The sequence below is a fragment of the Rubripirellula amarantea genome (genome assembly GCF_007859865.1).
Taxonomy (GTDB): domain Bacteria; phylum Planctomycetota; class Planctomycetia; order Pirellulales; family Pirellulaceae; genus Rubripirellula; species Rubripirellula amarantea.
The window spans coordinates 47648-59527 of the sequence record NZ_SJPI01000001.1 but is presented as its reverse complement, the minus strand read 5'-3'; the positions used below and the strand labels follow the sequence as shown (position 1 = coordinate 59527).

Sequence of the window (11880 nt, the reverse complement as noted above, 5' to 3'; positions counted from 1 at the left end):
AAATGAGCCTCGACACCAGTCCGCTGGTTCAGTGTCACCGGTTTCTCAGCAATCGGCCGTGCCGCCAGTAGCAACGCCGCCAGTAGCGAATCGCTTTGAACCAGTGAAGCGATTGTATGCGGCCATGACCAACGAAATTGCCAAGCTCTATGTCGGACAAGATGAATTGGTGCTTGGGACACTAACGGCGTTATTTTCCGGTGGCCATGTTTTAATCGAATCAGTGCCCGGTCTTGGTAAGACCTTATTTGTCCGCACGCTCGGGCAAGTTTTGGGGTGCGAGAACGGTCGGATCCAGTTCACCGCTGACTTGATGCCTTCGGATATCACGGGGGCTCCGGTCTATGACATGCAAACGAGTGAGTTTCGTTTTCGTCCAGGACCGGTATTCACTCAATTCTTGTTGGCTGACGAAATTAACCGATCACCGGCAAAGACGCACGCCGCACTCCTTGAAATCATGCAGGAGTATCGTGTGACAGTCGACGGTACGAGTCACCACGTTCCGCAACCGTTCTTGGTCATGGCGACTCAGAACCCGCTCGAAAGCGAAGGAACCTACAACCTGCCCGAAGCCCAACTCGATCGGTTCATGTTCAAGCTTCGCGTCGATTATCCCTCGGCTCAGCAAGAAGCCGAAATCCTGAAGATGCATTCTCGGCAATTAGACCTCAACGATCGCCTTAAATCGGAAGTTCAGACCATTACGGGGCCAGAACAGGTTCGCGAGGCGATTAAGTTGTGTGCCGAGGTTCGAGTCGAAGATAGTCTCGTTGATTACATCAACAAGATCGTAAGGGCGACTCGGAATTGGCCGGCCTTTCATCTTGGTGCCTCGCCTCGCGCGGGCTTGGCATTGATGCAATCCTCGCGAACTCTCGCGGCATTTCATGGACGTGATTACGCGGTTCCTGATGATGTGGTCGAGGTGGCGATTCCAGCGCTTCGACACCGAGTTCAGCTATCGGCGGAAGCTGAGATCGAAGGACGAACTTCGGACGAAGAACTGCAAAGTTTGATTCGGGGGATCGAAGTTCCACGGCAATAAATCGACGTTATTGCGTTTCGTGTGCATGGTTCACACGGTCATTGCATTAGGGCCGATCCAATCCGTCCATTCCCCATCCGACCGCGACTTTTACCGATATGGAACAACATGAGTGATGAAACAAGCGATCTGTTTTTTGAAGCCTACGATCGCGACGACATCGCGTATGGATTAGTTCCTTCAGGTGCCGTAGCTGCCTTCTTGGATCAATTCGGCAAAGGTGGTCGAGCGATTGACCTGGGCGCTGGCGCAGGCCGGGACACGCTCGCCTTGGCTAAAGCTGGATACGAAGTCACATCAGTCGATATTAGCGAGCGTGGTTTAGAACGTATCGTCGAACGTGCCAAGGACATTGACGTAGAAGACCTGGTGTGGCCGTTGGTTTGCGACGTGCGAGAAGTAACGATCGATGAACATTCATTCGATGCCGTGATCGCGACAACGGTTCTCGATCACATACCGGCCGACGATGCAAAGCTGGTGTGGAAGAATATGGTTCGAGGTCTCAACGACCGGGGACTACTATTCGTGGAAGTCCATACGACCGAGGATCCCGGTAGTCCTGAACAACCGGGTTGCGATAGTGCGATGCCGATGAGTGAAACAGCAAACGCAGTCATCAATTATTTCAAGCCCAACCAATTGGCGGCGTGGGCGATCGAGCCGGAATCGCAGTTGCGTATTCTTCACTACGAAGAACGTCTTGAGTGGGATTACACTCACGGCGATGAACATATGCATGGCAAGGCGATTCTGTTAGCTGTTCGCGAAGGTTATCATCCGTCTTGGTACGGGCAGCCTGCTGCTTTTCCTCGCAAGTCATAATCTGTTTCCTAAACCCCATTGATCCATGAACGAAGATGCTAGCCGCCGTGACGAACTCGCTTTGGTGCGAACCGATCTCGCCAACGAGCGAACGCTATTGGCTTATGGACGAACGTCGTTAATGGTCGCAGCAACGGGCCTCACGATCGTTAAGTTTTTTCCTGAAATCCACGGCGTCATCCGAATTGGATGGGGACTCGCGGGTGTCGCGATCATCATCGCCCTCGTCGGGCTTTGGCGTTTTGTATCGCTTCGACGTCGATTTCGCCTGCGGTAAAACCGATGAATCAAATCAATCGTTCCATTATCGAAGCGTTCTTGCCAGAGTTCGACCAAGAAATGGCGAGTACCAGAGCTATCTTGGCTTTGGTGCCGGACAACATTTTGGATTGGAAGGCGCACGAAACCTTACATTCGATTCGGTGGAATGCATCACATCTTGCTGACACTTTGTCGTGGGTAGACGTCACTCTCAATGAAACTTCTTTTGACGTCGCACCGATCGACGGACCTGCGCACGAGGTTCCTCTGTTAGAGACCGCCGCTGCTATTGTCGAAGCGTTTGATCAAAACCTCGCGACCGCTCAAGAGTTGTTTAGGTCCGCAACGGACGAATCGCTAGCAGTGGAATGGACGTTGTTGCAAGCGGGCGAAACGCTGTTCACGGTTCCGCGAAGCTCGCTCATCAAGAACCTATTTATCAACCACATGATTCACCATCGAGCGTTTTTGATCGCGTACTTGCGAATCAATGGCGTCGAGTGTCCGCATTTGTACGGTGGCTAACTCGGTACGATCGCTCGTTCGATCGGGTGCGACGACTAAGCTTGGCTTCCGTAAGGACGCGTGCTGATGACGCCTTCGGCGGGACTGCTTGCGGTGCCGTAGAGACGTTTCGGAATCCGGCCTGATAGAAATGCATCGCGACCGGCCAGCGACGCGTACTTCATCGCCCGAGCCATGCGGATTGGATCTTTGGCGTGCGCGATCGCGGTATTTAGCAGCACTCCATCGGCACCCAATTCAAACGCTTCACTGATGTCGCTGGCGGTGCCCACGCCAGCGTCAATGATGACTGGATAGTCAGGGTCATCTTCTTTGAGGTACTCCAAGATGATCTGCAAATTGTTTTTGTTGAGCAGTCCTTGGCCGCTGCCGATCGGGCTGCCGGCCGGCATAACGCTAGCGGCTCCCGCAGCTTTTAATTTTTGTGCTGTGACGGGGCAATCACTGGTGTAGCAAAGCACTTGAAAGCCAGCATCGGCAAGCGTCTGGCAAGCATGCAAGGTTTCCGTCGGATCGGGAAGCAATGTGCGGCTATCGCCGAGCACTTCGAGCTTGACCCAATCGGCGCCGGGGTTTCCAAGCGTCTTTAGGATTTCACGACCAAGTTTGGCGGCACGAACTGCGTCGGCTGCGGTGTAACAGCCAGCCGTGTTAGGCAGCAACGTGTAACGATCGAGGTCGAGGAAGTCGAGGATGTTCTTGCCATCGCGATCGTAAAGTCGTTCGCGTCGGACGGCAACGGTGACGCAGTCCGCCCCTGAGGCATCCAGCGAATCACGCATCTGTTCCATCGTGTCGTACCGACCGGTGCCGACGATCATGCGACTTTGCAGCGTGTGCGTGCCAATGGTTAGCGGTGAGTCTTGCAGGTCTATCACTGCTGGCATCGAATCAGCCTCCACCGACAAGCGTGACGACTTCGACCTCGTCACCTGCATTAACGTTCGTGATTGCGTAGTCTTCTCTGGCAACCACTTCGCCGTTGATTTCAACGGCTAGGTAATTGGGTGGGACGTCGACCGTGTCGAGCATTTGCTCGACTGACATCGACGATTCGATTTCGACCGCTCGGCCGTTAACAGTGATGGCAACCATTATGCGTAACGTTTCATTAGTCGTTCGCTTCGTCAAAGGCCGCGTCGAAGGCACGAGAGCTAGGGGAGAAGTCGAGCTTCTTCGTGAATTCGCAAGCCTCGCGGGCACCGAAGGATCGTTCCATGCCGCTATCTTCCCATTCGATCGACAACGGTCCGTCGTAGCCGATGTCATTAAGAGCGCGAATGATTTCTTCGAAATTCACGCCTCCACGTCCAGGACTTCGGAAGTCCCAACCACGGCGGTAATCACCGAAGTTTAAATGGCTAGCGAGGATGCCCGAAGACCCATCTAGCTTCACAATCGCGTCTTTGACGTGGACGTGATAGATCCGATCAGCAAACGTTCGGATAAACGCGACAGGATCAACTCCCTGCCAAATAAGGTGGCTGGGGTCAAAGTTGAATCCAAACTCGGGACGATGATCAACGGCTTCCAGTGCACGCTGGGCCGTGTAGATATCGAATGCGATTTCCGTAGGGTGCACTTCTAAAGCAAATCGAACTCCGCATTCACCAAAGACATCGAGAATCGGATTCCAACGCTCGGCGAATTGATCGAAGCCGGCGTCAATCATCGACGGTGGGACGGGCGGAAAGGAGTAAAGAAGGTGCCAAATACTGCTGCCGGTGAAGCCGTTGACGACATCGACGCCGAACTTTTGAGCCGCGCGCGCTGTGTTCTTAACTTCTTCGATGGCACGTTCGTTGACGCCCTCGGGATCGCCATCGCCCCAAACATAATCGGGCAAAATTGCCTTATGGCGTTGATCGATGATGTCGCAGACGGCTTGGCCGGCCAAGTGAGCACTAATGGCATGGCACTGCAAACCGGCATCGTCGAGCAACTTGCGTTTGTTGTCGCAGTAATCGTATTCTGCGATGGCACGGTCAACCTCGAAGTGGTCACCCCAGCAAGCCAGTTCAATGCCGTCATAACCGAAGTCGGCGGTCATGCGGGCCATCTCTTCGATAGGAAGGTCGGCCCATTGGCCAGTGAACAAGGTGACGGGTCGCGCCATGGAGATCTCCGCGAGAAAAACGTGTGTGCAAATGTCAAACCGACCGCGATATTGTGCGCTGACGTCGGTCGGTGTTGCAACAAGGCAGAGCAACGAAGTACGCAATTTGCTTGCTTTTACAGCAGTTTTCGTCGTCACGGCCTGCCGAGGCGTTTGAAAGAACGGCAATCAACCGAGGATCAACCTTCGCGAAATGCCAACCGACGGGCCTGCACTTGTACCGATTGCCGCATTCGCTCAACCAAGCGTTGTTGCTCGGCGAGTTCTGCTTCGGCATCGCGTCGTTCTATTCGGAATTGTCGTTCGCGGTGTTCTTGCAAGGAAGTTCGAGCGTTAAGCTGAGCTTCTCGCGAATCCAGGTCCGCAGCCCACTGCTGGAGGTGAGCGATCAAATCATCCGATTGCAGAGCCAACAAATGCTGTGTGGAAAGCGATTGAGTGTCCTGGTCAAACGAAACGTCAAACGAGCCACTACTTTGGCCGTTCGCTGGTGAGCCTGCTGGTGAGTTTGCTGGGGCTTGGTGATCTTGATGATCTTGGGGATTCAGGGCCGCGGCGATGATGCCGCTAGGGTTGGCCCGCTGGGGGACGCGGCGGGTGGTGAACTCGGGTGAGCGGTTGCCTCGCTGACGGCGTCCCGTGGATGATTCCGGCTGGGCGGAGTCGATTCGGTGAGCGGGCGGCGGGTTCACGGCGAAACGATGCCAAGATTAAGGGGGAGAAGGCTTCAAAGCAGGCTGTGGTAATCCAAACAGCGCATAGCCAATGGTTTTGTCGGCGAAGTCAGCCAGCCGACTGCATCCTTGGTGCATCAGCGGATAAGATACGGGTAGGACTCTCGTGGTTGGCGACGAACGATTGGTTCGCAACAGCGACTGGCATTCTATGGTTCGTGACGGTATTTCCGATTCGGCAAATAACGGATACGGGTCACCGACAAACCCTTTCTCTTTCAAGACTTTGAATTTCTAAGGATTTCACATATGCGACGCTTCATCCTCCTTGCTCTTTGTCTGGGAATGACTCCGGTGTTTTCGATGGCTGACGAGTCAGCAACGCCTACCGTCACTGCTTCTTCGGAAGTCAAAGAAGTGACTCCTGAACAGTTGCAAGCAGCTATCGATCGAGGAATTGATTTTCTGAAACTTCGTGGGCAAGGTGACGATGGTTCATTCAGTCCACAAACTGGTGCTGCTGTCACGGCTCTTTGTGTGAAAGCAATCCTGGAAAACAGACGTAAGGCGATTGATGATCCCGCCGTCAAAAAAGCGTTGGCATATATCGAAACCAAATTCCAAACGGATGGTGGCATTTATGAAAAGGGATCGAGGTATCGCAACTATGAGACATCCGTCGCCGTCGGTGCTCTCGTGCGTGCCAATCGTGACGACAAGTACGACAGTGTGTTAGCTCGTGCCGAAGCGTTCTTGAAAGACATTCAGTGGGATGAAGGCGAAGGGGTGGAAACGTCCGATACCGCATACGGTGGCGCAGGCTATGGTAGTCACGAGCGTCCTGACCTTTCCAATACCTCGTTCCTGCTCGAAGCCTTGAAGGAACTTGGGAATGATCCTGATGATGAGGCGATTCAAAAGGCACTCACCTTTGTGGTGCGAACTCAGAATCTTGAAGGTGAAGGAAACGACACCGAACATGCGGGCAAGGTTGGCGACGGTGGATTCTATTACACGCCTGCGGCAGGTGGTCAAAGCCAAGCGGGTACCACGGATTCGGGCGGACTTCGTAGCTATGCCTCGATGACCTACGCTGGACTGAAGAGCATGATCTATGCTGGCTTGACTTCCGATGATCCGCGAGTTGTCGCCGCAATGAAGTTCATTCGAAACAACTACGCTCTCGACAGTAATCCCGGGATGGGACAATCGGGCTTGTACTACTACTACCACACGTTTGCGAAAGCGCTCGATGCGGCAGGAATTGACATCCTCGATGACGAATCGGGGACTCCACACGTGTGGCGACAAGAACTCGCTCGCACGTTGCTTGACGCCCAGCAGGAAGACGGTTCGTGGGTCAATAGTGGAAGTGATCGTTGGATGGAAGGCGATCGGCAGTTGGTAACCGCGTATGCGTTGCTGTCGCTGTCTTACTGCGATCAAGAATAACAGAGGCTGCGTTTGGCTTGGTTTGGCGGATTCGTAAAGGAAAGATTTCTAACGATGCTCATAAGGTTTACTGTTTGCTTCGCGATGTTGCTTGGAGCCACTAGTCATGTCACGTTGGCTGAGGAAAGCAGTGATCCAGGTTCTGTCACCCAAGAAACCGTTTGGGTGACTTCGATTGCCAAGTTGGGTGACGGTGACGACTTTGTGGCGGCAACCGCCAGCGGTTTGTTGTTCCATCCTTCAAAAGTCGTCAAGTTCTCGGCATCCGATCCGAGTGAAAGAATGCCACTTTATGAACATCCCGCTGCCGTTTGGTGTGTTGATGGATCCGCCGACGCAAAGACGGTCGTCAGCGTTGATTATCGAGGCAACCTAATCGTTTACGATGTTGAAACGGCAACTCATCGCATGCACGAGTTGGCCATGGAACGGTGGTGCCAAGCGATGATGTTAAGTCCGGATGGTTCTGCGGTGATTGCAGGCAATGAAGCTGGCAAGGTGATGATTTGGGATCTCGCCGAAGCGAAGGTGAAGCACGAAGCTTCGATTGGTGAGCAGTCCATTACCGACATGGTTTTGTCGCCGGATCAAACTATGTTGGTTGTCACCGATGCCTCGGGCCACGCTCATGTACTTTCATGGCCAAGTTTAGAACCCAAGGCCAAGATTAAGTTTGGCGAAGAAGCGGCTTGGAGCGTTGCGTTTGGTCGCGATGGACAACACGTCTATGTGGGAAGCGGCGATCGCCAACTCTATCAAGCCGAACTCAGCGACGGAGCGAAACCAACCGTTTTCGGTAAAGGCGATGATTGGTTGACCAACTTGGCCGTGTCGGATTCCGGTGCGATTGTGGCGGGCCAACCCAACGGGAAAGTGCATTTCTTCTCGGCAACCAGCACTGACACGTCACCGGCCTCTTCGTTGGCCTCGCCCAGTGGTGTTTGGGCGGTGCATTGGAACGGAGAGAATGAACTACTGGTGGGAACCAGGAAAAATGGTGTGATGCAGATTGGTCAGTCTTGGAATTGGATACCGGCGGATGAATGAACCTGAATCCGTTGAAGACGCTGATCAATCAGCAGAAAGTTCGACGCCGACGCAATACGTTGTGCGATGTGGATCAATGCGAACCCTTGGCGTGATGGACGCCAAAGAATCTTACCGCTATCGAGATGAGGTTGTCGTACGTACCGAACGCGGGACAGAAATCGGAACCGTGTTGTGTGAGGCTACGCCCACCGCGATTGATTCGATGACTGAGCCTACCGAGGGCCGAATCTTGCGGCGGGTCAGCAATGATGACCGCCAGCAATGGAATCATCTCGAAGCTTTGGTCGCCGATGATATGGTCAAGTGTCAGGCTGCGGTTGATGCGCTGAGATTGCGGATGGAACTGGTCGACGTGGAACGCATCCTTGGTGGCGAACGGATGGTCGTTTATTTCCTGGCCGATCAAAGAGTCGACTTTCGGCAATTGGTTCGTGACCTAGGGCGAGAATTTCAGACGCGTATCGAAATGCGGCAAATTGGCGTTCGTGACGAAGCCAAGCTGTTAGCCGACTATGGCGATTGCGGCCAGCCGATTTGCTGCGCGACTTTCTTGACCAAGATGCCTCCGGTATCGATGAAGATGGCGAAGTTGCAAAAGGCAACTTTGGATCCTGCTAAGATTTCGGGTCGTTGCGGACGGTTGAAGTGCTGTTTACGTTACGAGTTCGATACCTACGAATCATTGGCCGAGGAATTGCCACCCGCCGGAAGTTTGGTCCTTACCCGTGATGGCAATGCAACGGTATTAGGGCAAAATATATTGGCACGGCAATTGTCGGTGCGGATGGAAGACAAACGGCGTATCCTGCTTCACGTGGACGATATCGTGCAAGTATTGCGTCATGGCGAGGAACGATCCAAGTCCGCTCGAAAAAAGAGCAAACGCGAATAATTTATCGTCACTTTTCTAATTTATTTCTCTTGTCCCCTGACGGTCTCATGATGAAGTCTCCATTGCAAGCGATGCGAGATTTGTTAGCCGACGACACTCGCTACAAACTCGAAGCGTATCAATTCATTCGTGAAGCCTTGCAGTACGCCCACGAGCACATGGTTGCTGGCGATACTCGCAAGAGTGAATCATTGGACGACCTTGATTTCTCGGACGAAGAAGATTCACGCCATGTGACCGGGCAACAGCTTTGCGAAGCTTGTCGGTTGTATGCTCTCGACCAATACGGCTACCTTGCGCGGATGGTGTTGGGATCATGGGGAATTCAGAGCACCAGCGACTTGGGTGAGTTAGTTTATAACCTGATTCGAATCGAACAAATGCGTAAGAGCGAGTCAGATCGCCGAGAGGATTTTGATGACGTCTACGAGTTTGAAACCGCCTTCGCACCCGAGTTCGAGTACACGATCAACAGCGACGATTAGTTTTCCTGGGTCTCCACGGGAGGTGATTGCCACCTTGCTTTTCTTGGGGGGACTATTGATCGGTGCGCCGCACGCCGAATGGTCTGGATCAGTCCTGCTTGCCGACGAACCGGTTGCCAGTGAAAGAGACTCCACCGAGCCAGACGCCGACAAAACAGTCGCCAGCGAAACTGACGCGGGGGAACCCAAGGTGGTGGCGGCCATCGAAACCGAGCGACCGAAGGAAAAGGCTCGCCGAACCTACATGGATCGAATCGTTGCCCAGCCCATGTCGCACATGGGGGCATCGTGGTTAATCCGACCCGAACGCGATCAAGAAGAGAATGCGAGCGAGTCCTTCGACAATCTTGGTCTGAAACCAGGGATGACAGTCGTTGATCTGGGGTGCGGGAACGGGTTCTGGACGTTCCCCATGGCAAAGGCGGTGACGGACAAGGGACGAGTCTTGGCGGTAGATATTCAGCGGGAAATGTTGCAGAAACTGCAAGTCCGCGGTGCGCAGTTGAAGCTCGACAACATTGAACCGATTCTAGGGAAAGTCGACGATCCAAAGTTGCCCGCCGGCGAGGTCGACATGGTCTTGATGGTGGATGTGTATCACGAGTTTTCACATCCCGAGTCGATGTTGTGGTCGATCCGCCGATCGTTAAAGCCCGAAGGCGTCGTGGCGCTGCTAGAGTATCGCGAAGAAGACCCCACCGTACCGATCAAGCCGCTGCACAAGATGTCCAAACGGCAGATCATCAAGGAATATCAAGGCAATGGATTTAAGCTCGTTCGCGAGTACAATCAACTTCCCTGGCAGCATTTGATGTTCTTCGCTCGTGACGACAGTCCACTTAGTGAAGTGGTTCCCGTTCCTGCGGCGGACGTGCTCGACAACCTAAAAGCGGACTAGCTCTTGTCGCGTTCGTGTTCGCTAGAAACTGAGTTTGCTACGAAAACGCGCTCGTTACAACAAATCGCTCGCAACAACAAATCGCTCGCAACAACGAAGCGTTTGCAAGAACCGCCTTCCCTCAAAACGCCCACCAGCATCGTTCTGCTAAAAAAAACGCACTGCCCTCCCTTTCCCACCGATCAAGGAAACTGACTGTGATGTCGATCTCGATTCGCTTGAAAATTATGATGTTCCTGCAGTTTTTTGTATGGGGCGTCTTCTTTGTGACGATGGGCGGTTACTTAACGAACATTTTCGCCAGCTACGAGGAAGAGGGGAAACTGAATCAAATCATCGGTAGCACGTATGCGACTCAGACGTGGGCAGCATTGCTGGCTCCGTTGATCGTTGGTTTCGTGGCTGACCGGTTGATGAACAAGGAACAAATCAACGGGATCTTACATTTGATCGGTGCTGGCGTGCTGTATTGGGTCAGCACGATCACGGATTCACCATCGCAATTCTTTTTTGCGATGCTCGCGTTCTTCATCTGCTACATGCCAACGCTTGCGCTGGTCAACACGATTACCTTCCAGAACGTTGAATCGACCGAGCGAGACTTTCCTAGAATTCGATTGTGGGGAACGATCGGATGGATTGTGGCAGGCTTGGTCGTATCGCAATCGTTCTTCGGAATCTTTCCGTTCAAGGTATTGCCGGGTGTGGCTGATGCAGGCGGGACCGCGGTGCAATTTCAGATTGCCGCTCTGGTAAGTTTCATTTATGGGATCTACAGCTTCACCCTTCCTAAGTCGCCACCGGAAGGAAAGGGAAAGCCCGTCAGCATCATCAAGATTTTGGGATTCGACGCGATCAGTCTCTTCAAAAATCCGTCCTATGCAGTGTTTGCCCTTTGCTCCTTCTTGATCTGCATTCCATTGGCGTTTTACTACGCTCGGACGGGCGATTTTGTGAAGCTGATGGCCTTTGGTGATGACACCGGCGGCGTCATGGCATTAGGTCAAGTGAGCGAAATCTTCTTCATGGCGCTGGTGCCATTCTTCCTGGTGCGATTGGGTGTCAAGAAGATGTTGTTGGTGGGCATGTTGGCTTGGGCGGTTCGTTACGTCTTGTTCGGAATGTTCCCCTCATCATCGGCGATGTTGGTGTTGGGCATTGCTCTGCACGGTATCTGCTACGACTTCTTCTTTGTGACGGGGCAACTTTACACCGATCGCGTGGCACCGCCTGAAACACGTACCAGTGCTCAAGCTCTTGTCGGTTTGTTGACTTATGGTGCAGGAATGTTGGTTGGCAACTATGTGCTTGGCTACTGGGGTGACAGCGTCGTCAAACTCGATCCTACTTCGCAAGAAGGTTGGCAAGCCGGTGCACTGCAATTCTGGTTGATGCCGGCGATTTTTGCTGCCGCCGTGGCAGCCCTGTTCTTCTTCACGTTCTGGGATAAGACCAAAGCAATCGAAGAAGATGCCGTGGATTCCATGGACGCCGGCGATGCGGCACCTGCAGTTCCCTAGGCAATGTTGCTGAAGTCGCTTGACGTCACGTGTTAGGACACAGCGTCTTAGTACACAGCGTCTTAGTACACAGCGATCTTTGATGTAGCGATCTTTGATGTAGGGATCTCTGATGTAGGGTTTCTTGGTGCAGC

General features: G+C 53.2%; 14 protein-coding genes. 10 read left to right on the top strand and 4 right to left on the bottom strand.

Going from position 1 to position 11880, the window contains the following annotated elements:
• Positions 1-103 precede the first annotated feature (103 nt).
• From Pla22_RS00300 to Pla22_RS00285, 4 genes are all read left to right on the top strand, one after another.
• Entirely contained in the window at positions 104-1048 is a 945-nt protein-coding gene (locus Pla22_RS00300; protein WP_390620253.1) for an AAA family ATPase, read from the top strand.
• Positions 1049-1156: 108 nt separating this feature from the next.
• A complete protein-coding gene (locus tag Pla22_RS00295; RefSeq protein ID WP_146512812.1) occupies positions 1157-1873 on the top strand; it encodes a class I SAM-dependent methyltransferase in 717 nt (238 codons plus the stop codon).
• 25 nt (positions 1874-1898) lie between these two features.
• The gene (locus tag Pla22_RS00290; protein WP_146512811.1) at positions 1899-2150 is read left to right on the top strand and encodes a DUF202 domain-containing protein; all 252 of its coding nucleotides are present in this window, start codon (positions 1899-1901) and stop codon (positions 2148-2150) included.
• A 5-nt stretch (positions 2151-2155) separates the two neighbouring features.
• Positions 2156-2659 carry a DinB family protein gene (locus Pla22_RS00285; protein WP_165440448.1) on the top strand — a complete coding sequence of 168 codons (504 nt, stop codon included), beginning with the start codon at positions 2156-2158 and terminating at the stop codon, positions 2657-2659.
• A 35-nt stretch (positions 2660-2694) separates the two neighbouring features.
• Here the strand turns inward: Pla22_RS00285 and Pla22_RS00280 are convergent, their stop codons facing one another.
• From Pla22_RS00280 to Pla22_RS00265, 4 genes are all read right to left on the bottom strand, one after another.
• Positions 2695-3546 carry a thiazole synthase gene (locus tag Pla22_RS00280; protein ID WP_146512809.1) on the bottom strand — a complete coding sequence of 284 codons (852 nt, stop codon included), beginning with the start codon at positions 3544-3546 and terminating at the stop codon, positions 2695-2697.
• A gap of 4 nt (positions 3547-3550) precedes the next feature.
• Positions 3551-3754 (bottom strand): sulfur carrier protein ThiS, encoded by a 204-nt coding sequence (thiS, locus tag Pla22_RS00275; RefSeq protein WP_146512808.1) that lies wholly within the window; start codon positions 3752-3754, stop codon positions 3551-3553.
• A 16-nt stretch (positions 3755-3770) separates the two neighbouring features.
• The gene (locus Pla22_RS00270; RefSeq protein WP_146512807.1) at positions 3771-4775 is read right to left on the bottom strand and encodes a sugar phosphate isomerase/epimerase family protein; all 1005 of its coding nucleotides are present in this window, start codon (positions 4773-4775) and stop codon (positions 3771-3773) included.
• 179 nt (positions 4776-4954) lie between these two features.
• On the bottom strand, positions 4955-5467 hold the full coding sequence (locus Pla22_RS00265) for a hypothetical protein (protein WP_146512806.1): 513 nt from the start codon (positions 5465-5467) through the stop codon (positions 4955-4957).
• A 291-nt stretch (positions 5468-5758) separates the two neighbouring features.
• On the opposite strand from Pla22_RS00265, the gene Pla22_RS00260 reads away from it, so the two are divergent.
• The 6 genes from Pla22_RS00260 to Pla22_RS00235 all read left to right on the top strand — a co-directional run bounded on the left by Pla22_RS00260 (position 5759) and on the right by Pla22_RS00235 (position 11746).
• The gene (locus tag Pla22_RS00260; protein WP_146512805.1) at positions 5759-6901 is read left to right on the top strand and encodes a prenyltransferase/squalene oxidase repeat-containing protein; all 1143 of its coding nucleotides are present in this window, start codon (positions 5759-5761) and stop codon (positions 6899-6901) included.
• A gap of 84 nt (positions 6902-6985) precedes the next feature.
• Positions 6986-7948 carry a WD40 repeat domain-containing protein gene (locus Pla22_RS00255; protein WP_146512804.1) on the top strand — a complete coding sequence of 321 codons (963 nt, stop codon included), beginning with the start codon at positions 6986-6988 and terminating at the stop codon, positions 7946-7948.
• The gene (locus Pla22_RS00250) at positions 7941-8843 is read left to right on the top strand and encodes a PSP1 domain-containing protein (protein WP_242631702.1); all 903 of its coding nucleotides are present in this window, start codon (positions 7941-7943) and stop codon (positions 8841-8843) included. The genes Pla22_RS00255 and Pla22_RS00250 overlap by 8 nt, the downstream gene beginning before the upstream one ends.
• Positions 8844-8893: 50 nt before the next feature.
• A complete protein-coding gene (locus tag Pla22_RS00245) occupies positions 8894-9328 on the top strand; it encodes a Minf_1886 family protein (protein WP_146512803.1) in 435 nt (144 codons plus the stop codon).
• Positions 9329-9350: 22 nt separating this feature from the next.
• Positions 9351-10226 carry a class I SAM-dependent methyltransferase gene (locus Pla22_RS00240; RefSeq protein ID WP_242631700.1) on the top strand — a complete coding sequence of 292 codons (876 nt, stop codon included), beginning with the start codon at positions 9351-9353 and terminating at the stop codon, positions 10224-10226.
• Between the two features lie 200 nt (positions 10227-10426).
• On the top strand, positions 10427-11746 hold the full coding sequence (locus Pla22_RS00235) for an MFS transporter (protein ID WP_146512801.1): 1320 nt from the start codon (positions 10427-10429) through the stop codon (positions 11744-11746).
• Positions 11747-11880: the final 134 nt, after the last annotated feature.